Source organism: Mesomycoplasma ovipneumoniae, assembly GCF_038095975.1.
Lineage (GTDB): Bacteria > Bacillota_I > Bacilli_A > Mycoplasmatales > Metamycoplasmataceae > Mesomycoplasma > Mesomycoplasma ovipneumoniae_C.
In genome coordinates, this window is sequence record NZ_CP146003.1 from 426,965 (window position 1) to 452,030 (window position 25,066).

General features: G+C 28.6%; 26 protein-coding genes. 21 read left to right on the top strand and 5 right to left on the bottom strand.

What is annotated here, in order from left to right; genetic code table 4:
- The first annotated feature begins 26 nt into the window (after nucleotides 1-26).
- Genes V3255_RS01520 through V3255_RS01555 form a run of 8 tightly spaced genes read left to right on the top strand, consistent with a single transcriptional unit; the run spans nucleotide 27 to nucleotide 6,440 of the window.
- Nucleotides 27-692, top strand: coding sequence for a ribulose phosphate epimerase (locus V3255_RS01520; protein ID WP_333503907.1), 666 nt, complete (start codon nucleotides 27-29; stop codon nucleotides 690-692).
- Nucleotides 679-1,302 (top strand): hypothetical protein, encoded by a 624-nt coding sequence (locus V3255_RS01525; RefSeq protein WP_333503906.1) that lies wholly within the window; start codon nucleotides 679-681, stop codon nucleotides 1,300-1,302. Before V3255_RS01520 ends, V3255_RS01525 begins: the two co-directional genes overlap by 14 nt.
- Entirely contained in the window at nucleotides 1,295-1,963 is a 669-nt protein-coding gene (locus V3255_RS01530; RefSeq protein ID WP_333503905.1) for a hypothetical protein, read from the top strand. Before V3255_RS01525 ends, V3255_RS01530 begins: the two co-directional genes overlap by 8 nt.
- Nucleotides 1,964-2,278 carry a hypothetical protein gene (locus tag V3255_RS01535; protein ID WP_333503904.1) on the top strand — a complete coding sequence of 105 codons (315 nt, stop codon included), beginning with the start codon at nucleotides 1,964-1,966 and terminating at the stop codon, nucleotides 2,276-2,278.
- Entirely contained in the window at nucleotides 2,265-2,720 is a 456-nt protein-coding gene (locus V3255_RS01540) for a PTS sugar transporter subunit IIA (protein WP_303536107.1), read from the top strand. The genes V3255_RS01535 and V3255_RS01540 overlap by 14 nt, the downstream gene beginning before the upstream one ends.
- Nucleotides 2,710-2,985 carry a PTS sugar transporter subunit IIB gene (locus tag V3255_RS01545; RefSeq protein WP_010321201.1) on the top strand — a complete coding sequence of 92 codons (276 nt, stop codon included), beginning with the start codon at nucleotides 2,710-2,712 and terminating at the stop codon, nucleotides 2,983-2,985. Before V3255_RS01540 ends, V3255_RS01545 begins: the two co-directional genes overlap by 11 nt.
- A gap of 16 nt (nucleotides 2,986-3,001) precedes the next feature.
- Complete coding sequence (locus tag V3255_RS01550) at nucleotides 3,002-4,522, top strand: PTS ascorbate transporter subunit IIC (protein WP_333503903.1); 1,521 nt, start codon at nucleotides 3,002-3,004, stop codon at nucleotides 4,520-4,522.
- Complete coding sequence (locus V3255_RS01555) at nucleotides 4,497-6,440, top strand: transketolase (protein ID WP_333503902.1); 1,944 nt, start codon at nucleotides 4,497-4,499, stop codon at nucleotides 6,438-6,440. The genes V3255_RS01550 and V3255_RS01555 overlap by 26 nt, the downstream gene beginning before the upstream one ends.
- A 739-nt stretch (nucleotides 6,441-7,179) precedes the next feature.
- Here the strand turns inward: V3255_RS01555 and V3255_RS01560 are convergent.
- Nucleotides 7,180-7,356 (bottom strand): hypothetical protein, encoded by a 177-nt coding sequence (locus V3255_RS01560; protein ID WP_333503901.1) that lies wholly within the window; start codon nucleotides 7,354-7,356, stop codon nucleotides 7,180-7,182.
- Between the two features lie 139 nt (nucleotides 7,357-7,495).
- Here V3255_RS01560 and V3255_RS01565 point away from each other — a divergent pair, with 139 nt between their 5' ends.
- Nucleotides 7,496-7,963: a hypothetical protein gene (locus V3255_RS01565; protein ID WP_333503900.1), complete on the top strand. Its 468-nt coding sequence runs from the start codon at nucleotides 7,496-7,498 to the stop codon at nucleotides 7,961-7,963.
- A gap of 92 nt (nucleotides 7,964-8,055) precedes the next feature.
- Here V3255_RS01565 and ptsP read toward each other — a convergent pair whose 3' ends face one another.
- Both ptsP and V3255_RS01575 read right to left on the bottom strand, forming a co-directional pair.
- A complete protein-coding gene (ptsP, locus tag V3255_RS01570; protein ID WP_333503899.1) occupies nucleotides 8,056-9,792 on the bottom strand; it encodes a phosphoenolpyruvate--protein phosphotransferase in 1,737 nt (578 codons plus the stop codon).
- Between the two features lie 71 nt (nucleotides 9,793-9,863).
- Nucleotides 9,864-10,778 carry a lactate dehydrogenase gene (locus tag V3255_RS01575; protein ID WP_333503898.1) on the bottom strand — a complete coding sequence of 305 codons (915 nt, stop codon included), beginning with the start codon at nucleotides 10,776-10,778 and terminating at the stop codon, nucleotides 9,864-9,866.
- A gap of 263 nt (nucleotides 10,779-11,041) precedes the next feature.
- On the opposite strand from V3255_RS01575, the gene V3255_RS01580 reads away from it, so the two are divergent.
- The 7 genes from V3255_RS01580 (at nucleotide 11,042) to V3255_RS01610 (ending at nucleotide 19,588) form a co-directional block, all read left to right on the top strand.
- Nucleotides 11,042-12,697: an ABC transporter permease gene (locus V3255_RS01580; RefSeq protein ID WP_333503897.1), complete on the top strand. Its 1,656-nt coding sequence runs from the start codon at nucleotides 11,042-11,044 to the stop codon at nucleotides 12,695-12,697.
- Nucleotides 12,697-13,413 carry an ABC transporter ATP-binding protein gene (locus V3255_RS01585; RefSeq protein ID WP_337902937.1) on the top strand — a complete coding sequence of 239 codons (717 nt, stop codon included), beginning with the start codon at nucleotides 12,697-12,699 and terminating at the stop codon, nucleotides 13,411-13,413. Before V3255_RS01580 ends, V3255_RS01585 begins: the two co-directional genes overlap by 1 nt.
- Nucleotides 13,413-15,449, top strand: a complete 2,037-nt coding sequence (locus V3255_RS01590) for an aromatic motif membrane protein (protein ID WP_333503896.1) — start codon at nucleotides 13,413-13,415, stop codon at nucleotides 15,447-15,449. The genes V3255_RS01585 and V3255_RS01590 overlap by 1 nt, the downstream gene beginning before the upstream one ends.
- Nucleotides 15,436-16,383 (top strand): aromatic motif membrane protein, encoded by a 948-nt coding sequence (locus V3255_RS01595; protein WP_333503895.1) that lies wholly within the window; start codon nucleotides 15,436-15,438, stop codon nucleotides 16,381-16,383. Before V3255_RS01590 ends, V3255_RS01595 begins: the two co-directional genes overlap by 14 nt.
- 134 nt (nucleotides 16,384-16,517) lie before the next feature.
- Nucleotides 16,518-17,402 (top strand): hypothetical protein, encoded by an 885-nt coding sequence (locus V3255_RS01600; protein WP_303536086.1) that lies wholly within the window; start codon nucleotides 16,518-16,520, stop codon nucleotides 17,400-17,402.
- Nucleotides 17,403-17,435: 33 nt separating this feature from the next.
- The gene (gene trmB, locus V3255_RS01605; protein ID WP_258825060.1) at nucleotides 17,436-18,041 is read left to right on the top strand and encodes a tRNA (guanosine(46)-N7)-methyltransferase TrmB; all 606 of its coding nucleotides are present in this window, start codon (nucleotides 17,436-17,438) and stop codon (nucleotides 18,039-18,041) included.
- Between the two features lie 173 nt (nucleotides 18,042-18,214).
- On the top strand, nucleotides 18,215-19,588 hold the full coding sequence (locus V3255_RS01610) for a M17 family metallopeptidase (protein ID WP_044285942.1): 1,374 nt from the start codon (nucleotides 18,215-18,217) through the stop codon (nucleotides 19,586-19,588).
- Between the two features lie 177 nt (nucleotides 19,589-19,765).
- On the opposite strand, the gene V3255_RS01615 is transcribed toward V3255_RS01610, so the two are convergent.
- The gene (locus V3255_RS01615; RefSeq protein ID WP_333503894.1) at nucleotides 19,766-20,143 is read right to left on the bottom strand and encodes a hypothetical protein; all 378 of its coding nucleotides are present in this window, start codon (nucleotides 20,141-20,143) and stop codon (nucleotides 19,766-19,768) included.
- Nucleotides 20,144-20,283: 140 nt separating this feature from the next.
- On the opposite strand from V3255_RS01615, the gene V3255_RS01620 reads away from it, so the two are divergent.
- From V3255_RS01620 to V3255_RS01630, 3 genes are all read left to right on the top strand, one after another.
- A complete protein-coding gene (locus V3255_RS01620) occupies nucleotides 20,284-21,396 on the top strand; it encodes a hypothetical protein (RefSeq protein ID WP_333503893.1) in 1,113 nt (370 codons plus the stop codon).
- A 306-nt stretch (nucleotides 21,397-21,702) separates the two neighbouring features.
- Nucleotides 21,703-22,278 (top strand): hypothetical protein, encoded by a 576-nt coding sequence (locus V3255_RS01625; RefSeq protein ID WP_337902936.1) that lies wholly within the window; start codon nucleotides 21,703-21,705, stop codon nucleotides 22,276-22,278.
- Between the two features lie 101 nt (nucleotides 22,279-22,379).
- Nucleotides 22,380-22,823: a hypothetical protein gene (locus V3255_RS01630; protein ID WP_337902935.1), complete on the top strand. Its 444-nt coding sequence runs from the start codon at nucleotides 22,380-22,382 to the stop codon at nucleotides 22,821-22,823.
- Nucleotides 22,824-23,010: 187 nt separating this feature from the next.
- Here the strand turns inward: V3255_RS01630 and V3255_RS01635 are convergent, their stop codons facing one another.
- Nucleotides 23,011-23,478 (bottom strand): hypothetical protein, encoded by a 468-nt coding sequence (locus V3255_RS01635; RefSeq protein WP_303536073.1) that lies wholly within the window; start codon nucleotides 23,476-23,478, stop codon nucleotides 23,011-23,013.
- A 93-nt stretch (nucleotides 23,479-23,571) separates the two neighbouring features.
- Between V3255_RS01635 and nadE the strand changes: the two genes are divergently transcribed.
- The gene (nadE, locus tag V3255_RS01640) at nucleotides 23,572-24,312 is read left to right on the top strand and encodes an NAD(+) synthase (RefSeq protein WP_333503891.1); all 741 of its coding nucleotides are present in this window, start codon (nucleotides 23,572-23,574) and stop codon (nucleotides 24,310-24,312) included.
- On the top strand, nucleotides 24,313-25,041 hold the full coding sequence (locus tag V3255_RS01645) for a YebC/PmpR family DNA-binding transcriptional regulator (RefSeq protein WP_333503890.1): 729 nt from the start codon (nucleotides 24,313-24,315) through the stop codon (nucleotides 25,039-25,041). It abuts the gene before it with no gap.
- Nucleotides 25,042-25,066: the final 25 nt, after the last annotated feature.

The following is a 25,066-nucleotide window of genomic DNA, read 5'->3' on the forward strand; positions in this document are numbered from 1 at the left end:
AATTTAATTAACTACAAAAATCGTGAATGGGGTTTAATGTGGAATACTCACAAAGCATTAGCGCACTTAACATTTTTAAAGTAATTAAAATTTTAACAAAATTGCAAAATAACGGCCTAAAATACGCCCATATTGATTTTGTCGATCAAATTTATGCCCCAAATTTTGGACTAAACTACCAAATTGCAGATTACTTAATAAAGTTATTCCCTAATATTGAATTTGATGCACATTTAATGTGCAAAAATTCACTTGAAAAAGTTGAAAAATTAATTCAAATAGGTTTTAAAACAATTTTTTTACCTGCTGAACAAGTTTCAAAAACTGATTTTGAAAGATTAAATAAGACTTATTCTAATATAAATTTTGGCTTAATGATTCAAGCCAGTCAAAAAATTGAAGACTTTAGTGAAATAATTTCTTGTTCAAAGGTTATTTTATTAATGACTATAGATAAAATTGGCGGAGTTGGTGAACCCTTAAATCAGCAACTTCTTTCAAAAATAGGGCAAATTCGCTCAATAAATAAAAAAATTAAAATTTACACTGACGGTGGATTGCGTAAGGAAAATTGAGCTGAGCTTGAAAAATGAAAAATTGATGTCGCAATTGGCGGTAGCATAATTTTTTCATATGCAAATTTTTCTGAATTCTCTAGACTTTGAGGAAATAAAAAAAATGCCCTTAATTAATATTGTTTTGTATTCAACGGTCGGGTTATTGTTTCTTATTTTGATTTTTTTCATTTTCAAAAGATTATTTGAAAAAACACCTGAAAAAATATCTCAACAAAAACTAATTTCGGTAGAAAAATTCACAATTGATGCTCTTGAAATTATAAATGCCTCCGCAGATGTAAAAGTTATGACAAATTTGCTCTTAAAAAATCGTTTTTCAAAACTAAATTATTCAGTTTTACCTGGACTTATTGTTAATGAATCAAACCTTTTTTTCGTTTCTAATATTATTAATTATCAAGTGGGTATTGATAAAATAATAATTGATGAAAACATTAGTTTTTTGAAAAAAGGTAAGATTTTAAAGCAAAATTACTTTTCCAAAAGCCAATTTGAGTCACTTTTTAAATTTCTCGATAAGAAATTTTCTAAGTCAAAAATTGTCATTTTAGTTGATGATCGGATTGATTTTAATCAAATTGACAACAAAACTAGATTTGAAATTTGAAGCCAAGGCGAAATTATAAAAAAACTAAGACAAAATAGTCAAAAAATTTATGTTCCCAAAAAAATAATTGAATATTTTAGCTCAATTAACAAGTTTAACAAGGAGAAAAATGCTTAAAAATCTGTCTTGGTACATTTTAGCTGCCTGAATTATTTTTTTCCTTGTTCAACTTTTTATCTTTTTTATCTACAGGGTTAATTTAAAAATCAAATATTCTAAGCTAAAAATTCCAATTAAACTTGATCTTGAAACCATAAAACAAGACTTTATCAATAAATATCAGCAAAAATTCATAATTTTACTAATTAAAGATTTTTTCTTAAAGCCTATTTGAATTACTCAAAAAATAATCAAAATTCCTAATTTTTACTTAGAAAATAACATTTATGGCACAGTTAATTTGCTTTATTTCTATAATTTTTATCTCCTAAAGAGCAAAAAATCACTGCAAATTGATATTTTGCTTTTTTCCAGTTTTCTTATGACTTTTCATTTGACTTTTTTATTTGCATTTTTAAGCTATTTAATAGTCAGTTTGTGTTTTTTGATTTTGACTGTTTTTGTGATATTTTTGGATTTTTTTCTAAACCGAAAAATTTATTCACAATCATATAAAGAATCAAAGCAAATTTTACTGACAAAATTAGAAAAGGACGAATTTAAAGTGGCCAATTCATATTTTAAATATAAAAAACTGGCATTTTTGAAGAAGTATTTTTTGTTTTATCCGTTTTTATTACAGAATTTTATTAACAAATTTAATGCATTGGGGAAATAAATGAGAAAAAAAGAACTAAAAAAACAACTTGTTGAACTATATGACTTTGAAATGAAGGAGCTTGAAAACAAAAGTGAAATTGAACTGGAAAAATTACTGCAAAAGTCCAAAAATGAAGCAATTATTTTAAAGAACAATCCAAATAAATTTTTTTACATCAAATCAATGCCAAAACCAAAAGAAATTCAAACAAAAACATCAACAAAAGCAGGGTGAATCGTCTTTTTTGCCTTTATTGCCGTTCTTTTACTTGCATTTATTTTGTTTATGACGCTCGCTTTTATTAATACAGGAGGAAAAAATGGAACTTTTTAATGAAAAAATGACTAAATTTTGCAAAATTACAAACTGAAGACAAGCAGTTCATGAGGGCGTAAGGATCTTAGTTGAAAATAAAAAAGCAACTTACGATCTTGAAAAAGCAATCATGGAACAAACCGCAAAATACGGTGCCTATTATGTACTTGAAGAAGGTGTCGCACTTTTGCATGCGCCAGTTGGCGATTATTGTCTAGAAGTTGGAACTTCAATTTTAGTCTTAGATCAAATGATCACTTTTAATGACCAAAAAGATAAAAAAGCAAAAATTATCATTACTTTGTCTGCGCCAAATTCTGATGATCATATTGGCTTAATTCAAGAATTTGGCCTCTTTTTTGGTAATTCCGATTTCAAAAAAGAAATTTATGCTTCTAGAACAATTAAAGAATTTTATCAAATTATAAATAAATACCGAGGTATAAAAAATGAACATTAAATGCGTTTGTGGTTCAGGACTAGGTTCATCTTTGTTATTAGAGATGAATGTAAAATTTGTCCTTGATAAATTAAATGTCAATTATGATTCAGTTGAACACACTAATATTTCCAGTTTTAATTCCCGCGGGGTTGATTTAGTAGTTATTGGCGCTGATGTTGCCCCAAGTCTTGATTTTGACAAAGAAAAAATGGTAATTTTAACTAACATTTTATCAAAAGAAGAACTTGAGTCCAAACTAAAAATAGCCTTAAAACTAAACTAATATGAAAGGATAACTGATGAATTTCGGTCTTTGACTTTTAGGTTTTCTAAAAGACTTTGTCGGCACACCAGCACTGCTAGTTGGACTTTTTACACTAATTGGTGCTGTTGCAATGCGCAAAAAAGTCTCACAAATTATTGTTAGTTCTTTTAAAGTTAGTGTTGGCTTTATTATTTTAGGTGGAGGCGCTGGTGTTTTAGTTAGCTCGCTAAATTCATTCCAACCACTTTTTCAACGAGTTTATAATCTAAGCGGTGTTATTCCAAATAATGACGCTTTTGCAGGCGCCCTAGCCCAGAGTTTGCCAAGTATTGCAACTTTAGGATCGCTAATTATGGTAATTGCCATGATCCTAAACATTATTCTTGCAACTTTTTCAAGACTAAAATATGTCTATCTTTCCGGTCATGTTCTTTATTATTCTTCTTTAATGCTAGCGGCTGTTATGTACACTTCTGGCTTTGATTTTCAAAATAGTTCAGCAGATTTTGCAATGGCACTAATTGCCGGAGCAAGTATTTTAGCCCTTTATATGGTAATCTCACCTGCAGCTCAACAAAGATATATGCGCCAAATTACCGGCACAAACGAAATTGCCCTCGGCCACACCGGCGGATTTGGCTATGCCCTTTCAGGTCTAATTGGCGAGTCAATTGCTAAAATTTCCAAAAAAACTCTGCTTTCAACAGAAGAAATTAAATTTCCCCAGTCACTTTATTTTTTTCGAAACACCTTAGTTTCAATATCGCTAACTGTTTTTCTTTTTTACATTTTTGCCTTTTTACCAGCAGGAATTCTTTATGAATTAGGGCACTTTGACAAGGTTGCCGATGCTAATGTAATTGAAATTTTATCTTCAAAAAACTGAGTTGTAACAATGATAATTTCGGCTTTTACTTTTACTGCCGGAGTTGAAATTATTCTTGCCGGAGTTAGATTATTTGTTGGCGAATTAGTGCCGATGTTTAAAGGTTTTTCGGATAAATTGATTAAAAATGCCAAAGTCGCTGTTGACTGTCCGGTAGTTTTTCCCTATGCACCAAATGCAATTATTATTGGCTTTATTTCCTCTTTTTTAGCAGGAATAATGGGACTTTTTATTACCCTAGGACTTGGTTATGCAGCACTTATTCCGGCAGTAATTCTTCCAGGACTAGTTCCACATTTCTTTTTAGGGGCAACTTCTGGAGTTTTTGGCAACGTAAAAGGTGGAATTTGGGGCGCTATTATCGGACCTTTTGTTGGCGGACTAATTATTACATTTATTCCGGTATTTTTTGCCCTTGGAAATTGAACACCGCTTGAGTCTAACTCACTTGGTGATTTAATTACCGCCGGTGGAGCCACAAAACAATCGCTAATTAGTCTAAACTGAGGCGATACAGACTATTTTATTGGCTATATTCCCGGAATTCTTGGACTAATTCCTAAAGTTGGAAAATATGTAATTTTAGGCTTTAGCATTTTAGTTTATTTGATTTTTATTATCGACGGAGTTATCAAAAAATACCATGGAAAACGAGCAAAAACTGCCTAATTTAAAGCTTTTTTTAGCAACAATGCGGGCAGTCGCCCTTGATTCAATTAATAATGCTGGCGGTGGTCACATTGGAATGGCCCTTGGAGCAAGCGAAATTTTTTATAGCCTAGTTGGTCAAAATTTAAATTTTAGCCCGCTAAATCCAAAGTGAATTAATCGCGATCGCTTTGTTTTATCAGCTGGGCATGGTTCAATGGGGCTTTACTCACTTTATCATTTAATGGGCTTAATTTCGCTTGAAGATATTAAAAATCATAAACAACTACATTCAAAAACACCGTCTCATCCCGAGGTTGACAAATTAGAATATATCGATGCCTCAACTGGCCCACTTGGCCAAGGAGTAGCAATGGCTGTTGGAATGGCACTAGCCGAAACAAGACTAGCCCAAAAATTTAATCAACCTGACTTAAAAATTATTGACCATTTTACTTATGTCTTATGTGGCGATGGCGATTTTCAAGAAGGTGTTGCCTTAGAAGCCCTAGCTTTTGCTGGCACAAATAAACTGTCAAAATTAATACTTATCCACGATTTTAACAACATTCAAATTGATACAAGCTCTGTTCAAGTTAATAATCTTGATTTTGCTAGTTTTTTTAAATCAATCGGCTTTGATGCAATTATTTTAAAAGATAATAAGCTTGAAAATATCAATTTTGCCCTTGAAAAAGCAAGAAAATCTGACAGACCTGTTTATATTCAAGTTCCAACTATTATTGCCTTTGGAACAGAATTTGCTAATTCAAGCAAAGGGCATCATGGATCACTCAGTGCTAAAAAAACCTATGAATTCAAAGCTAATTTGGGACTACAAAATTTAGAGCCTTTTGACTACGACCAAAAAGTCTATGAAATAGGTGCTAATTTATTAGTGCCAAAAAATCAAAAATATTTAGAGTGAGAAAAAAATTTTACACTTTACAAACAAAAATATCCCCTTCTTGGACAAAGATTTGAAAACTTCCTTAAAAACAAAGAACTTTTTGATTTAGAAGGGCTGACTTTTGCTAAAAATAACCTAGCAATTCGCGATTATGTTGAGCAAATTATCCAAAAAATTGACAATACTGACTTACTTATTTTAGGTGGATCTGCTGACCTAGGGGTTGCAACTAAAACTAAATTTAGCGGTCAAAAACTAATTGACTACGGAATTCGTGAGTTTGCAATGGCTACAATTAACAACGGAATTTCACTTTATGCTAATTTTTATACAATTTGCTCGACTTTTTTAGTTTTTAGTGACTATGCAAAAGCGGCACTGCGGCTTGCTGGCTTAATGAATCTGTGCCCAATTTACATTTTTTCGCATGATTCATATCAAGTCGGCGGCGATGGACCGACCCATCAACCTGTTGAGCAACTGGCAATGCTAAGATCAATTCCAAATTTTTTAGTAATTCGGCCGTGTGATGAATTTGAAACAATTTTTGCCTTTAATTACAGCCTAAATTCCAAAACAAAGCCAACTGCAATTATCTCAACAAGACAGCCTTTGGAGTCAGTCAACAAAAATCTTGAAAAAATTGACTCAGCTTACTATATTTACAAAACTGAATCGGCTAAAATAAATATACTCGCTTCAGGCTCAGAAGTCCAGCTAGCCAAAAAACTAATTGATAAATTAGGACAAAGTCAAATTTTTGCTAATTTGATTTCAGTTCCAATTTTACAAAATTTAGTTGAAAATCCACTACTGATTAAAAAATTAGAATTAGAAAAGCTACCTATTTTTGCCCTTGAGGCTTCAAATGATCCTTTCTGATTTAAATTAGCTACTGTCCAAAAATTTTCTGGACATTTTGCCAGTGGCTTTGGTGAGTCAGCCCCAGGAGACATTGTTTATGAATTAAAAGGTTTTAATGTTGATTATTTATTTGAAAAAGTTTTAAAATTTTTAGAAAATAAATAAATTTAAAATAAACTTAAAAAAATTTGTTTCATAAAACTCAAAAGCTAAATTAATATTAGAAATTCAGACAGGCATTAGTTAGCCTGTCTGAATTTTATTATGACTAATTAAAACAAAAAAATAATAAAATTTCAACTGAAATAGTCTTCTTTTGTCTATATTTTATTAGGTTATAAATTGAAACTATAGGCACAAAAATGTCTCCTTGGTTTGGCAGTTTGATGGTAAAAATTCACATTTTAGTGAATAAAAATATTCAAAAATACACGTAAATCCGTGATTTTTTAGCTAAAATCTTAATTTTTATTATTTTAAAATAAGCTTTTGCAAAAAAAATAAAAAAAATGCTTGGTTAAAAATAAAAATAAGTTATAATAGAGTCACTAAGAATGAATTAATAAATTTTGATATTGAATTAAGGGGGATTAGTTATGTTTTTTGTCTAAAAAATCAGAAAATGCGAATTATCCATTATATTTTTAAATATAATGGAATGCCATAAATTTAACCGTTTAGAAATCTATAAATTTAGGGCTTTTGGTTGTTGTTCTTTCAAAACTTCATATATTTTTTTAGGCTCAATGCAAATAAAAACGAGTTTTCTATTTGCATTGAGTTTAAATAGTAGTTGTATTTTTTTATGATTTTGCCAGTCGGTTTTTAAGACTAAACAAATCTTCTAAGTTTTGGAAAGTTGAACTTAAGTTAATTTCCTTAGTGTAAATTTCAAATTTTTTGACTAATTGGTCAATATTAGTTTTTCGCCGCTCATATCACGAATAGGCATAATAAGACCTAAATGCGAATTAGGGAAAGCTTTTTTTCATAAAAATGAAACAAGTACAGAGTCAATCCCGCCAGAAATGCCAAAAATCACACCTTTTTTATTTGCTTTTTTACTTCTTGCCGAATTCATTTTATAATATAATTTATATAATTATTTATTTGTACATTATTTTTCATAATTAGAATAATTTCTTGTATGATTATAGTGCAAAATAAATTTTTAGTATAAAATTTCATATAAAATATACAATTTTTCCAGGAGGATATAGATGGCTTATCAAAATGATGCCGCCCAATTATTAGGATCAACTAAATCATGAGCAAAAATATTATTAATTATTCGTATAGTTAAATTTGCTTTAGGTCTTATAACACTTATTGTATTTATTGCTGGATTTTTTGGTGCTGTAGGTCAGGCCAGCACCGACCCAAAAAATATTGAAAAAGCAGTTTCAACACTTTTAGGATCAGCCTCGGCTACAGTTGTAATGCTTATTTTTTGGGTTATATTATCATTTGCTTTCTGAATTTTATTAATTATTTCCACTTTTAAATTAAAAGATCTACCAGCACGAATGAACCTAAAAAACGCTCACTTTATTTCAAAGTTTAAGCGAATTTTCGTACTTTCTATTGTTGCAATTTTTATTCCTTTCATTAATATAATTTATCTTATTATGCTTAGATCATTTATTTCAAACTCAGAAAAAGAAATTATTGAAGATTCTCTTGATTAATTTTTTGTAGTACATAAGACAAAAAATTTTTTTAAAATTAAAATAAAAAGGTGAAATTTCACCTTTTTATTTTAATTGAATAATATTGGAAATTATTTATGTCTTATTAAATTTAAAGATTCAAGATATTTTACTACTTCACCTTCGGTATCAAATTGCAAGGCTTCATTTGCAATTTTTACCATTTGTTCGTAATTTAGGTCAGAAATTAGTTTCTTTACTTTTAAAACACTACTTGTTGAAACTGAAAATTCATCAAGACCAAGACCTAATAAAAGTGGAACAGCATTGATATCACCGGCCATTTCACCGCACATTCCAATTCATTTTCCGTGTTTATGAGCAGCATCAATTGCCATTTTGATTAATTTTAAAAGTCCAGGGTTTAAAGTTTGGTATAAATAGGCAACTTTTTCATTCATTCTATCAGCGGCAAAGGAATATTGGATTAAATCGTTAGTTCCAATTGAGAAAAAGTCAACATATTTTGCAAATTGATCAGCATGAATTGCTGAAATTGGAATTTCAATCATAATTCCAATTTTAATGTCTTCACGTTTTGCAACTTTTGGATTTTCTTGACTAACTTCTTGATAAACTTGCTCAAAAATTGCTTTTGCGGCAAAAAATTCATCAAGAGTTGCAACCATTGGAAACATAATTGCTAAATTTCCAAATTCAGATGCCCGAACTAATGCCCGAAGTTGAGTTTTAAAAATATCGGTTTTGTCAAGTGACAATCGAATTGCACGATATCCTAAAAAAGGATTCATTTCTTTTGCAAAATCAAAGTATTTTAAGGTTTTATCACCACCAATATCAAGCGTTCTGACAACAACTTTTTTAGGATTTTGACTTTCAAGTACGGCTTTATAGCTAAAAAACTGCTCATCTTCAGTTGGCCAATTTTGGTTATCCATATATAAAAATTCAGAACGGAAAAGACCAATTTCATCAGCATTTACTTTTTTGGCAGCATATGAATCATCAACTGAACCAATATTTGCAGCAATTACAACTTTTTTTCCGTCAGCACTTTTTGATTCTTTATTTAAATAGTCTTGAAGTTTTGCTTTTTCATTTTCGTATTCTTGTTTTAAAATTTCAAATTCTTTAATTTCACTTTCACTTGGGTTAAGAATTCCTTGCCCAAGATCACCGTTAATTGCTAAAATATCACCAGCTTCAGCCTTTTCAAGGATATCGCCAATACCTAAAATTGCCGGAATTTCCAGACTTCTAGCCATTATTGCAGAGTGAGATGTTTTTGAACCAATATTTGTGGCAAAACCTTTAACATATTCATTTAATTGAGCAGTATCAGAAGGCTTTAAATCATCAGCAACAATAATTACATCTTCATCAATCGCGCTAAGATCAATTATTTCCAAATTTAGGATGTTTTTTATTATTCTTTGTGAAGCATCTTTAATATCAACCGCTCTACCCATTAAATATTCATCACCAGTTTCAAGTAAAAAATTAGTATGATTTTTGGCTGTTTCTTTTAAGGAATATGCGGCTGAATATCCACTTTTTATCAGATTTATTGTATCATCTTCCAAAACCGGATCAGTTGCAATTAAAATATGAGCATCAAGAATTTCAAGTTCATCTTGATTAAGTTTAGTTGCTAATTTTTTAATTTTTTCAATTTGTTCGACAGATTTTCGCACTCCGTCTTGAAAAATTTTGATTTCAGCATCAATATCAGTTATTTTTGCATCACTAATTTCAATTTTTTGTTCAGTAAGTTTAAAAACTTTTGCTATCGATATTCCGCTAGAAGCACCAATTCCTTTAAATTTATATGAGCGAAATTTTGACATTATAGACCTCCGATTTTAAAAAAATTAATTAAATTATAAAATATTTTGCCTAAAATACAAATAAATAAATCTTATTGACTCAAGAATTTATTAGTTAAGTCTAAAAGTTTATTTTTTTCCCAAATAAATTTAACTAATTTTTCGCGATCTGCTTGAGTTAATTTGATATCTTTTGTTTTAACTTGTCCAAAAATATCAATTTTTACAGGCAGAGAAAAAAAATCATCCCTAATATTATAAAAAGACTCAACTCAGCAATTTAAAAGGTGAAAATTTTGTCTTCGATTTAAAATATCAAGCAAGATTTTGGACAAAATTAGTCCTAAAACTCGACTGTGTGGCGTCTTTCTAATTAAATTTTCGAGTGTTTCATTGTTTGTTTGGACCACATAATCATCAATTTTGCTGATTTTATCGATGGTAGTATCATTTTTTTCAATATTTGAGTCAAGCAAAAATGAATGACCATGGTCACCTAATACTAAAAATTCATTATCTTTTGCAATGTTTAAATTTAAATCATTAACAAATAAATTTGCATGCATGTTTTCTAAATTAGGTCCAATTCCAAATACTTTTTTGCCAATAAGTCCGCTAGCAAAACTAAAAATTTTACATAAAATTGAATTGTTATAACCTAAAACAAAAGCAATTCCGTTAAAATTAGAGTGTCGAACTAAATAACCAATTTTATAAATTTTTTCTGAATTTTCAAGCGCAAGATCAACTAGACTCATTCCAGGAACTAAATTTTGGGCTGGATCAATTATCAAAATATTTGCTTTTTCTAAAGAGTCATAATTTTCCATAAATACTTTATTTTTGTATCCGCCCTGTTTTATTATTAGATTTAATTCCTTAATAATTTGATTTGTTTTTATAAAATTTTCGTCAATTAGTAAAAAATCAACATCTGTTTTTGCCAAAATCAAGTTATAAATTAAATTTATGCTAGTGTTTGTTACTCCGATAAGTCCTATAATCATTTTTTATCCTTTTGTAAAAAATATTTTTTAACAGTTTGTGGTATAATTACTTAGTATTTAACACAGTCGAGCTTAGACTCTAATTTTAAATTTTCACTATTTTATTATACTATAAATTAGTAGAAAAGTAGAAGAGGTTCGTTTTGCTACAAGTCAGAACAAACATTTTTAGATCAAATCAATATTTTAAATTTTTATTTAAATTAAGTTTTAAAAAGAAAGCAGTATATGTTTTTATTATTCTTTCTTTTTTAACGACAGTAATGTTGTCCTTAATTACAAAATTTTACGCAACTGAAACAAATTTTAGTCTTTTTTCATTTATTACCCTTTTTATAAATCTTTCATTAACAATAATTATATCATCCTATATGTTTTTATCTATTTTTAAAGATTTAGCAACTCAAAGTCTTGATATAATTACTTTCACAAAACCATATTCTCGTCACTATTTTATTGCGACAAAAATCTTGTTTTTAACATTTTTTGGACTTATTTGGTCAGTTTTTATTGATTTTTTACTAATAGGATTTTATTTAATTAATTATTCATTTTTTGACCAAGTTAATACACCTTTATTATTTGGTTTTTTATCGCCATTTTTTTCATTTACTATTTTTGGCGGAATTACAGTAATTGTTAGTCACAAATTTAGTTCAAAATCATCGCTTGCTATCGCTATTTTTTCATTTGCGCCTTTTATTTTAATTGGCTCAACAACAGCTTTTAACTCAACCTCAAGTATTAATAGATTTGCCGAAATTCTTAATTTAGAACACAATGGTTATGATTCAAAAACAATTGCTGATGTCGAAAAATTTTACTTAAATGACAAGCAAGATCGCTTTTTTATAATTCCAAAACAAGTTGACAACCCTAATTTTACCGATCGACAAATAAATTACATTCAACAAGCATGAAATGATTCTTCAGCTGCAGCCCAAATCTGGCAAGTAGCTTCTTATTTATTAATTCCTTATCAATTAATTAATATTTTTGAACCAAAAGACCGTGATGCAATCGAAAATGCTGCCGGAAATCAGGATAGTTTTCTTAAAAATTACATTTATGCAAACAATTTAGAATCAAAAGAAAAAAATTACCTTCTCTCAACAGTCCCTAGTCTTCAAAGATATAAACTTTCAAATAACCAAGAAGTAATTTTAGTTCCCGGGGCTCTTAAAAATGATTCGCATTTTGAAGATCTTGAAAATCGAGAAATAATTTATGCTAATGAAGATGCTTCTAATTTTGATAAAATGCTTCCTCAGGACGCCCAAACTTTTGGACTTACATCTGATCTTGTTGGTAAATTAAAGTGAAATTTAATAAAACAAGTTGTTTCATCTGAAGTTTTTAGCAAATACGCACGCACCTTTTTTGAAGGCTTTACAGAAGAAAATACCCAAAAAGATATTCTTGAAAAAATTTCAGCGGCAATTTCAACTGATAAAGAACTTTTAGATTTAGTTGACGAACAAAGTGTTGTTCTTGCAAAAAATCCTGACATAACACAAATTGAAAACCAAGTTCAGAAAAAAATATATTTGGCTACCTCATTGATTTATTGACTTTATTTTAATAAACAAAATAGCTTTGTTCTTAATAGTTTATTAAAAAATGACAAAAATACTTTTGATCCAGCGCCATTTTTTGTCAAAATTGACCAACAAAATTATCAAATCGGCGGATTTTCATCATTTAGTGCCGAACAAAGACTAGTTGACAACAAAGTGATCAAAAGATTTAATTTAGCAAAAAGCAACAATTATTTATTCCAACCAGTTTTACAAATTATGGAAATAAAATCTAATCATCACGTTGTAATTAAAAATTTTTACCCGTTGATTTGAGCATTTATTTCAATAGTTTTAGTTTATTTTATCTTTCGAATTTATACTAGAAAGGATTATAAATAATGTCAAATTGAGTTTTGGATGTTAAAAATTTAACAAAAATCTACCCTAAATCCGAAAAAGGTGCAAAAAATGTCACTTTTAAGGTTAAAAAAAACACAATTCATGCCTTTATTGGCGAAAACGGAGCGGGAAAAACAACTGTTATTAAGTGTATTGTCGATGCATACCAAAATTTTACAGGAACAATTCTTATTAATAATTTTTCAAATAAACTGCCAGAAGCAAAAAAATTTATTGGTTATGTTCCCGAAAATTCAATTTTTCCGCCGGAACTAAATTCATACGAATTTTTGTATGAATTTGGACTAATGTCGAAAATGAACTCTAAGTTAGTAAAGCAAAAAATTGATTATTATTTAAAACTCTTAAAAATTGAAGATTTAGCAAAATTAAAACCATTTAACTTTTCTTCTGGTCAAAAAAGAAAAATTATGCTTGTTCAGTCTTTAATTCATGATCCAGAACTAATAATATTTGACGAGCCTTTTTCAAACTTAGACCCTTCAGCGCGAAGTGAATTTTTAGCAATTATTAGAATTTTGCACAAACAAGGAAAAACAATTTTCCTTTCAAGTCATAATTTGCAAGAAATTGATTCTTTAATTGATAGTTTAACACTAATAAATAAGGGACAAATTTACTACTGTGGTCAAAAAACAGAAAATTTACAAAAAATGTACCAAAAATATATACTAAACACGGGGGCTACTAAATAATGTTGAAGAAAAAATTACTATTTTTAGCTACATTGCCAACCTCTTTTTTGTTTATTTCTTGCAGCGGAATTTATAATTTTTATGAATCTCAACCAAAACCCGAGAATAAATCATTGCTTACAAATCTTAAATTCCAAGAATTTGTTAATTCAGTTTTTTCTAATAACGAACTTCAAAAAGATGACTATATTTCCAATCAAATTAATCTAAATTTGCCAAAATTAACTAGCGAATTAAAATATTCTCTTATTTTTTCAAGACCATATTTTAGATTTTTCAAAGATCAATACACCGAAACACGCCAAAATTCGCAATTTACAATTCATTCATATTTATCAAAAAATTGACTATTTTTACTTGAAAATATTGACAAATTATCTTTTATTTTCAACCCTTATACCGGAAGATTTGTAAAAAATGCTAATGAAGAAAAAATAAATTTACTAAAAGATACCAAAATCAAAATTTCAAATAAGAATTTCGATTTTATTAAAATTGATAGAGAAGCTGATCAATTTGATAAAAATAGCGTTTATTATTTGATTTTTGACAAAAATAAATTTATTAGATTTACTGTTTTTGAAACTAATAATGAATTAAAAACAAAACTTGACTATAATATGTTTGTGCTTGAAGATCAAATTGCCGATAATTTTTCTTTTGCAAATGCAATTGAAAATTGAGTAAAATCTGAAGAACAAAAGTATTTTAAGGATAAGCTCGAAACCGCACGAGAAAATCTAACCGATGATTTTAAAGAAAAAAAGTCCGAATTAGAAGACAAAATCGCCAGATTTAAAAGCTCAAGCGGACAATCAAGTTTTGATTCTGAAGATGAAGAGGACGAAGATGGAGAGAATTTTTGTAGCCCTGATAATTTACAATTTTGTACACCTGAGCAAAAAGCTTTCCTAGAAAAAACAAATCGTGGTAGAGGATTTACCCGAAACGTTCGTGTCACAAATTTTCAAGACGAACCTGGGGATCAAAATCAAGATCCTAATTTAGAACTTGCTGAACTTGAAGAAAAGTATAAAAATGATCTTGCAAATCTTGACAACACTGTAAAAAATCAACTATTTAATGAAAAAAATGATCTAACTAGCTCTAATTTTTTCTCAAATATTACTACTGATATTTCTACATTTAATTCCCCTTATAAATTTCACAAATATAGTTTATATTCAATAGATTTGGAAAAAGGTAGCGATATTAGCACCAAACCTGAAGAACCGTCAAAGAAAAATTCAACTTTTATGGACAATTATTCTAAATTTATTGATGAAAAATTGGACATTAAAATAAAAAATGAAACAGCTGAAGAATTCAATAATCGCCGTGTTTTTGAGTTTATTTTTCAAACTATTTGACCAAATAATGAAAACAAAAAAGTCCAATTTTTTAATACTTATTATGCAAAAGAAAACATTGAAAAATTAGAGGCTCAATGAAAAAAAATTCAAGAAAAATTAAATAATACTGATGGCTCAGAATTTGAATCCGCAATTGAAGAATATAAAAACTTCGTTGATACAAATTGACTTTTTATTCTTGAAAGACTTGACAAACTTAGACTTGATTTTTATAAATGATACTCATTTCCTGACCAATTTAACGAAGATGGTAGTATAAAAGTTGCTCATAGCGATGAATTTAAAAAACTTGTTAAAGACCAAGAAGATCTTACCGAGCCTTTTTATTATGCAAATAAATATCTTGAGTCAATTTCTGAAGGTGACACATCAAGATTTGTAAGTAATTATAAAGATCTTTATATATTAAAGCAAAACACACTAATAAATTTAAGAGTTGATAATTCAGGCTCTGAGCCAAAAGTAAGTCTAAATCCTTTTGTATATCATTTTCCTAAAACAAAAAATAAAATTTCGGCCAAAGTTCTTACCGAAATTTTCCACCAAGCACTTTATCATGCCTCTCAAGAAGCTTATCATGATTTTGAAAATGACTTTGTAAAAAAATTCCGTTATAATTTGCCTGCGCAAATGTTTTTTAAGGAAAAAGATGAAAAAAAATAAAAAATTACTATTTTCTGTTAACTTATTAACATTTTTATCAGCTGGTTTTTTAGCTAGTTGTGCCCAGCCAACTAATCAGCCAACTAATTATCAAGCTAAATACGAAAAATTTGCAAAAAATGATACAGTCCAGGCAGAAAAAGCTGAGCCTTTTTTAGAAAACACTATCATCAATCAGCTTTTAGATAAAATTTATGAAAACGCTGACTCAAAAGAGCAATTAATAAACCGAATTTCAACAATAGATTCAGACAACTATTTGAACGATTTAGCCTTTAATTTAAGTTTTTATAACACAATAAACAACTCACCAAGTGATTCAATAATCGGTGGTTTTGGAAGTCGAAATTCTAACCCTGTTTTGTTTGAAAAAGCGAAATTTAGTGTTAATGAATTGTTTGAAAACAATTGACTTTGGCTTTTAAAAAATTTGAATTCTGCTGTTTTTGTTCGTGGCCTGGCAAAAATTGACCAATTTCAGCAACAAAATGATGAACTAAATATCGGTCTTAGAAATGAAGCTTTAAAAAACAGTTTTTATCAACCTACTTCAAATAAATTTATTGACATTGCAATTGTAAAATCGCCGGGCGAAATTGATCCAAAGACAAATATTGAAACTAAAAATTATCAAGTTTTTCTTTTAAATCAAGATAATTTTATTTTTAATATAACTATTAAAAAAGAACTTAAAAACCAAAAAATGCTTAATTTAGAAGCAACTTTAAGTCCTTGACTTCAAATTTACCCTAAATTTATCGGCCAAAAAACTGAAAAATTCCCACTACAAGAATATGCAAGAATTACTACAAACTATCGAAGCGGCGTTGCAGGAGTTAGCGTTCCTCTTGTTGAAAAGCTAATTTTTGAAGAAAATCTTGGCGGAAATGTTTTATATTATACTCTGGTCGATTCCCAAAAAAAAGTAAGTTAGTTTATTAAAAAAATTTTATTTTTTTATTGGTTTTTTTTATTTTCATGTATAATTTTAAATCGATAGATAAAATTAATTTTTAGATTCTTTCAAGAAATATAAAAATACCTAATTTTTTAAAAAAAGGAGTAAAAATGGCATATTTAGACAAAAAAAGGAAAGATGGCTTATTGCAAAGCGACGCATTTTACAATGAGCTTTTTCTTGGTTTGTTTGGATTTGGTTTTTGGTATTTGGGTAGAATAAGTCTAGCAATTATTAGATTTACCTTTACTCTCGTTGGTCTTTTAATGATTTTCATTTCGCAAATGATGTATTTAGGATCAACTGCCCAAGACGAAATTGCAAGAGATGTCCAAATTTTGACAATCACAGGTGGTGTAATTCTTGGTCTTTCTGTAATTTGAAACATAATCACCTTAATTATGATTTTCACCGCTGATCTTCGAGATGGAAAAAGTGTTAAAATTGTTCACTGAGGAACAGAAGTTGAAGATAACCCTGAATTAGAAAACGAATTTGACAATCCTCCTGTTGAACAACCTGAACCTGTAAGTGTTGCACCAATGGAGGCAGAACCTGCTTTTGATGAACCATTAGATCTACAAGTTCAAACAACTGAAGAAGAATATGTAGAACCAGAAGAACCTGTTTTTGTACAGCCTGAACCTGAAATTTATGTTGAGCCAGAGCCAGTTTATGAAGAACCTGTTTTTGAGCCAACTTACTACGAAGCACCAGCTGAACCAGTTTATGTTGAACCACAAGTAGAAATAGAACCAGAACCTGTTGTTAATTTAGAAGAAAATCTTGATATTGCAAGACAAATTGAAATTATTAATGCTGAACAAGTTCAAGCAAGCCAATTAAACATTGTTCACGAAATGGAAATTCCTGTTGACTTACACAATTTAAAACACATTCATCACACTACATTTACCATTGAAGAAATTGAGAGTGGAATTGTTGATGAGCACTTTGAAATTCGTGGACAACATGATATCAATTGCCATTCATAAAAAAAATAATTAAAAATAGTTATCTATTTTAATATGCGATTAAGAAATATTCCCGATGCACTTGAAAGAATTCAAAAACATAATTTACTAGTCGAAAATCCAATATTTGTTGATGATTCTTGAATAATAGAAGTAGGAATGGGTAAAGGGCAAATGATTACAAAACTTGCTTTTGAAAATCCTTCTAAAAAGTTTTTAGGTGTTGAAAAATTTCCCTCTGCTGCTGTTAAATCGTTAAAATATGTTGATACTTATAATTTAAAAAATTTTTCCATCATTATTTGTGATGCAAAAAATTTATTGTCAATGTTGAACGGAAAAGTAAGTCAGCTATGGCTTACTTTTCCTGATCCTTGGCCAAAGAAAAAACACTATAAGCGTAGACTTACTTACAAACTTTTTCTTGATATTTATAAAGAAATACTAACAAAAAACGGTATTCTAAAATTAAAAACAGATAACCAAAAATTTTTCCAATACTCTTTAGAATCCTTAGAACAAAATGGTTGAAAAATAATCTACCAGACTAATGATTTATTAAATTCTTCCCGCGTTAGCGAAAATGTTATGACTTCCTATGAAGAAAAATGAGTTGGACTTGGTTATAAAATCCAGTATTTAGAAGCCACTTTTAATTAGAACAGTATTTTTCTAATATTTTTTAGATTACTTTTTTATCAAATTAGTGCATTAATTGAAGATAACTTTTTTTTATATTTATTTTTCAAAAAAATATAGTTTTTAGGCTATAATTTCTATAACAAAACTTTTAAGCTATATATAATTAAATTAGTAAGGCTCACATATTTAAAATGAAAAAATTCTCAGAAATTTTTGTCAAATACTCCAATAAATTTGAATCAAATAGGATAACAATCGAACCTGTCTATTTTGACTCGCAAATCCCAATGCTATTAAAAGAAGACCTTGCAATCACTGAATATCTTGGCCAAAATAAAGCATATATTAATTTAGGTTCGCGCACAAAAGAATTTACACCTTCAAGATTTCGCAAAATTGCACAAAAACTAGCTAATTACCCACGAGATATCCAAATTGATTTTGATAAATTTCCAAATAGCTTCCTTCGTTATTTAATTGAAGTTGTTGCCTTTGTTCGTTCTGATATTTTTTCCCTAAGAGCAGAATATGATAAACAGCGAACAAAATACCGTGATATTTTAGTTGTCTCGAGTTATTTAGATGAATTAAAACCGATAATTAATAAATACCAAATAATCAATAATGCTGTAAATTATGCTCGCTATTATCAAAATATCCCGCCAAACATTGCCTCTTCAGAGTTTTTAGCAGCTGAAATACAGAAAAAAATTTCCCAAAACCCTAAATTAACTGTAAAAGTTCTTGGCGAGTCAGAAATCCGTAAATTAGGGATGAATTTACTTTTAGCTGTAAATCGTGGCTCAACTTATGATGCCAAACTTGTTGTTATTTCTTATGATGGACTACCAGGAAGTCAATATAAAACTGCTTTTGTTGGAAAAGGAATAACTTTTGACTCTGGTGGATATAATATAAAAACTGGTACATATATGAATGACATGAAATACGACATGTCTGGGGCAATAATTTGTGCTGCTGCTATTGATGCCCTTTCACAATTTAATCCACTCGCTAATGTGGTTGCCGTCTTACCACTAACAGACAACCGCCTAAATGGTGATGCAAATACACCTGATTCTGTTTGAAAATCAAAAAATGGTAAAACTGTTGAAATTAACAACACTGATGCCGAAGGTCGACTGATTTTAGCAGATGCAATAACATATGCAATTCGTGAAGAAAATGCAACCGAAATTATTTCAGTGGCAACTCTAACAGGTGCAATTCGCGTTGCTCTTGGTGAAACTTTTACTGGCGCATTTGCTAATGATGATAAAATTTGAAAAAGTTTCAATGAAGCATCAAAAGAAGCTGGTGAATTAATTTGAAGAATGCCACTACATCTCGATTTTGCCCAAAATATTCGTGATTCGAAAGTAGCAGATCTAAAAAACACCGATTTTTCCGGTAAGGCTGGCTCATCATCAGCTGCAATGTTTATTGCTGAATTTGTCGAAGACAAACCATTTCTTCATTTAGATATTGCCGCGACTGCTTTTGTTCGCAATCTTCCAACTGGTGTAATGGTTAAGACACTTGTTGAATACATTTTAACAAAGTAAAAATTCTAAATTAATCTCATTAAAAAAGATAGCACTAGCTATTTTTTTATAATTTTTTGACTGTTTTTAGTTAGTTTTAGCTGTTAAAAACAGTTTTGATTTAAATTATTCTTGCTAATAAAATAGCGTGCCCTAGGCAAAAAAAATATAATTCAAGACTCTAAAAAATGTCTTAATTTATTTAGTTTTTTTCTTTTTGCCAAAGAAAATTTCAAAATAAATCGCAAATATTTGGTTAGTTCTATTATTAATTAGTTGTTCAATTTTTTTAAAATCCTTTTTATATTTTTCAAGATTTTTAGGATCTCTATCAGTGGGGCTGATTTCATAATAAAGACCTTTAGACCTATCTTTTGGACAAATCCTTTCTAATTTAGAATTTCCGTTTTTATCAACTGCTCCTTGAATCAAAACATCCTGTATATTTTGGCAGATTGGTTCAGAATTTTTATTTTGCTTTCTTGAATTAGTATCTTTATGAAGAAGTATTAAGTTTCCGATTTTTTGTACTATTTTATTATACTTTTCTTGGTAACTTTTGGATTTTTTAAGCATTTGATGTTTGTATAATTCTTATATTTTTATGGTATAATAAATTATACAATTTTCTATAACTGTGGGTAGGGTTATTTAATTAATATTCATAAGCGTATATTGAAAAAAGGCTAAATATCCGTTATTTAATTAATTTAAAAATGAATGCAAAATTTAATTATGATAATTCCACAAAATTTATATTAGTTTTTTTATTGTCAATTTTTAAAACAATAATTTTTGTTATATATATTATTTTAACTAGTATTAGCGGTGTTGGTGACGAACAAACAATTGGGTTAGATTCGACAACACCAATTGGGAGATTAAAAAATACAATAATTGTTATATTTGGATTATTGTTTCTCATCTCATTGGGTTTGCGTATCATTTTTGCCCAAAATTTAAAGAATGATGAAGTCTTTAGGCAAACTGGGCTAGATGTTAAGCAATATTCGATTGGTTTTAAGTTTATTCCTTTAATTACTTCAATTTTATTAATTACTAAGTCACTTAGAGACAAAATTTCAATTGGTAATGATTGAACTACAAGGCAATTAATACTTAAATGAAAAATTATTAACTTCATTAAGGATTTGTTTATTTTTCTTTGACTTTCCTCGATTGTACTTGCTATTGTTTCGTTAATTCTTCGTTTTGGCCTAGGTAATACAATGTTTGAAGGATTTCATGAGGTTGTACTTATAATAATCTTTGTTGGGATTTTTTATTTTTTAATTCCATTTTATTTTTTGGCTTCCTATTCTCTTAAAATATACAGATTAATCAACAAAAGAGAAAGAACCTATTGAAAATCAGCTAGTTACGTTTTTTTCATGCCATTTTTTTACTTCAATGCTTGAAAAAATATTTTGAAACTTTCTAAAAAATTAAGAATTAGAGAAAATACACTAGCAAGTCAAAATGAAACAGAAACGCAATTAATTAATAACAAAATTACTCGACAATTTTATCAATTTACAATTGTAAAAAATATATTCTATTTAAATTTTGTTATAGTTTTTACAGTAACAATGTCGCTAGCTATAACTAGAAATGAAATTTTTCGTAACCCTGCTGTTGCTCTAATTTTCTTTCATTTATTTAATGTTTCGACTATGACTTACCTTATATACATTGGACCACGTTATTTAGCCGATTCTGTTAATATAAATTCCAAGCGAACTTCACTAATTTTATATATTTTAGACATTTTTGTGCCTATAGTTTCAATTTATAACCTAATAAAATATAAGCAAAACAGACTATTTTAATTTAAATTAGTAGATTTTTTTTGCTTTAATCAATCAAAATAAAATTCAGACAGGCTAACTAAACCCTGTCTGAATCCCTTTTTGATAATTCAGATTTGCTGGTTATAATGATGGCGCAAGAAACATGCAAAAAACCTCTAGGGCTTATAATACTAAAATATCTAGTAAAAATAAGGATTTTTTTAAGCATTTGATATTTGTATAATTCTTATATATTTATGGTATAATAAAATTAGGGTAAATTAATTAATATTCATAAGCGTGTATTAAAAAAGGCTAAACATCCGTTATTTAATTAATTTAAAAATGAACACAAAATTTAATTATGATAATTCCATAAAATTTATATTACTTTTTTTATTGTCAATTTTTAAAACAATAATTTTTATTGCAAATATTATTTTATATGCTATTAACGGTGTAGATAACAAACCAACAACTGGAGTGGATTCGACAACACCTGGAAGACCAAATAATACAATGCTTCTTATATTTGGAGGTTTGTTTGTTTTGTCATTGGCTTCGCGTATCTTTTTTGTACGAAATTTAAGGAATGATGAAGTCTTTAAGCAATCTGGGTTAGATGTTGAGCAATATTTGAATGGTTTTAAGTTTATCCCTTTAATTACTTCAATTGTATTAATTATTAAGTCATATAGAGACAAAAATCCAATTAGTAATGATTTAACTACAAGGCAATTGATACTTAAATGAAAAATCATTAACTTTGTTAAGGATTTGATTGTTCTTTTTTGGGTTTTCTCAATTGTATTTGCTATTTTTTCGTTAATTCATTATCTTCGCTTTGGTTCAGATAATACAATTTTTGAACAATTAAGTGACGCTTTGATTATAATTTTTATTGGGTTTTTTATCTTTTAATTCCGTTTTATCTTTTGGCTTCCTATTCTCTTAAAATATACAGATTAATCAAGAAAAGAGAAAGAACCTATTATTGGAAATCAGCTAGTTACGTTTTTTTCATGCCATTTTTTTACTTCAAAGCTTGAAAAAATGTTTTGAGACTTTCTAAAAAATTAAAAATTAAAGAAAATACACTAGTAAGTCAAAATGAAGTAAAAACACAAGTAATTAATAATAAAATTATTCGACAATTTTATCAATTTACAATTGTAAAAAATATATTCCATTTAATTTTTCTTATAGTTTTTACAGTAACAATGTGGCTAGTTATAACTAAAAATGAAATTATTTATAACACTGCTGTTAGTATAATTTTGTTTAATTTCTTTAATATTTCGACAATGACTTACCTTTTATACATTGGACCCCGTTATTTAGCAGATTCTGTTAACATACATTCCAAGCGAACTTCACTAATTTTATATATTTTAGATATTTTTGTGCCTACAGTTTCAATTTATAACCTAATAAAATATAAGCAAAACAAGACTATTTTAGTTTAAATTTTAGTTTTTTTGTTTTAATTAATTAGAATAAAATTCAGACAGGCATTGGCGAGCCTGTCTGAATTTCTAATATTTCGAGTTTCCTAGTTTGATGATGTAATCTTAAAAAAGTGTCCTGGTTTAGTTTATTCGCCCTTTTTATTTTAATTTTAAAAAAAATTTTTGTCTTATGTATTATAAAAACTTAATCAAGAGAATCTTCAATCATTTCTTTTTCTGACTTTGAAATAAATGATCTAAGCATAATAAGATAAATTATATCAACTCAAATAATAAAAATTGCGACAATAGAAAGAACAAAAATTCCCTGAAACTTTGAAACAAAGTGAACATTTTTTAGGTTCATTCGTCTTGGTAGGTCATGTAATTTAAAAGGGGAAATAATTAATAAAATTCAGTAAGCAAGTGATAATAAAGCCCAAAAAACAAACACTACAATTGCAAACGTAGTTGCTCCAAAAAATAATGAGAATGTTTTTCTAGCTTCTCCTGGATTGGCAGCAATCTCACCTACAGAAGCAGTAATTCCAGCAAAAAATACAATAAGTGTTATAACACCTAAAGCAAATTTAACTATACGAACAATTAATAATTTATTTGTTCATGATTTAGTTGATTTTAATAATTGAGCGGCATCGTTATGATAAGCCATTTATATCCTCCTGGAAAAATTGTATATTTTATATGAAATTTTATACTAAAAAATTATTTTTGTGATACAATTATACAAGAAATTATTCTAATTATGAAAAATAATGTACAAATAAATAATTATATAAATTATATTATAGAATGAATTCGCCAAGAAGTACAAAAAGCAAATAAAAAAGGCGTGATTTTTGGTATTTCTGGTGGAGTTGACTCTGCACTTGTTGCGTTTTTAGGAAAAAAAGCTTTCCCTAATTCGCATTTAGGTCTTATTATGCCGATTCGTGATATGAGCAGTGACAAAAATGATATTGACCAATTAGTTAAAAAATTTGAAATTTCCACTAAGGAAATTAACTTAAGTTCAACTTTCCAAGACTTAAAAGACTTATTTAGTCTTAAAAATCAACTGGCAAATTACAATATCCAACCTCGACTTCGCATGATTAGTTTATATGCTTTTGCTCAAGAATTGGACTATTTAGTTCTAGGAACTGATAATTTTTCTGAAATGTATCTTGGCTATTTTACAAAATACGGCGATGGCGGCGTGGATTTATTGCCAATTGTTAATTTAACAAAAATGCAAGTTTACCAAATCAGCAAACAAATTGGAATTCCAGATTCAATAATTCAAAAATCCCCAAGCGCAAATCTTTGAGATAACCAAAAAGATGAAGATGAATTAGGATTTACTTATAAAGATTTAGATTTATTTTTTACAGATCCAAATTTAGTTAGTCATCAAGTAAGAGAAAAAATTGAAAAAATACACAATTTAAGCGCCCACAAACGTAATCCAGTGCCAAGGCCTGCAAAAAAATTAGGAGATTTTTAAATGGCTGGTCATTCAAAATGAGCTAATATAAAGCACCGAAAAGGTGCCCAAGATGCCCTAAAAGCAAAGATTTTTAACAAATTTTCAAAAGAAATTATGGTCTCAGTAGCAAAAGGCGGACCTGATCCTAATTCTAATCCGTCTTTAAGACTTATTATTTCTAAAGCGCGAGCAAAATCAATGCCAAAATCAAACATTGAAAAAGCAATCGCCAAAGGCCAAGGGGCAACTAGCGAAGGTCAAACTTTTAAAGAAATAATTTATTCTGGAACTTTATCAAACGGAATCAGCCTAATTGTCACAATTTTAACTGATAATGTTAATCGATCAGTTTCATCACTTCAAGCACTTTTTCGGCGTGCAAATGGACAAATTGGAAAGCAAAATTCAATTCCTTATTTATTTGAACAAAAAGGTTACCTTGAAATTGACAAAACCGATCAAATAAATGGCGATGATCTTATGATGTTTGTTCTTGAAAATGGCGGTGATGATTTTCAAGAAGATGAAGAAAGTTACTTAATATATTGCGAACCACGCGCAATTCAGGAGTTAAAATCAGCAATTGAAAACAATTTTAGTGTAAATTTTAGTGCTGTTGAAATTAGTTATTTCCCTGATTCTTGAGTTGAACTTGACCAAGAAAGCACTGAAAAAATACTAAATCAAATTGATAATTTTCTTGAAGATGACGATATTCAAAATGTTTATCACAATTTAAAAGTTTAAAAAATTTTTTAAGACAAAAATAGGA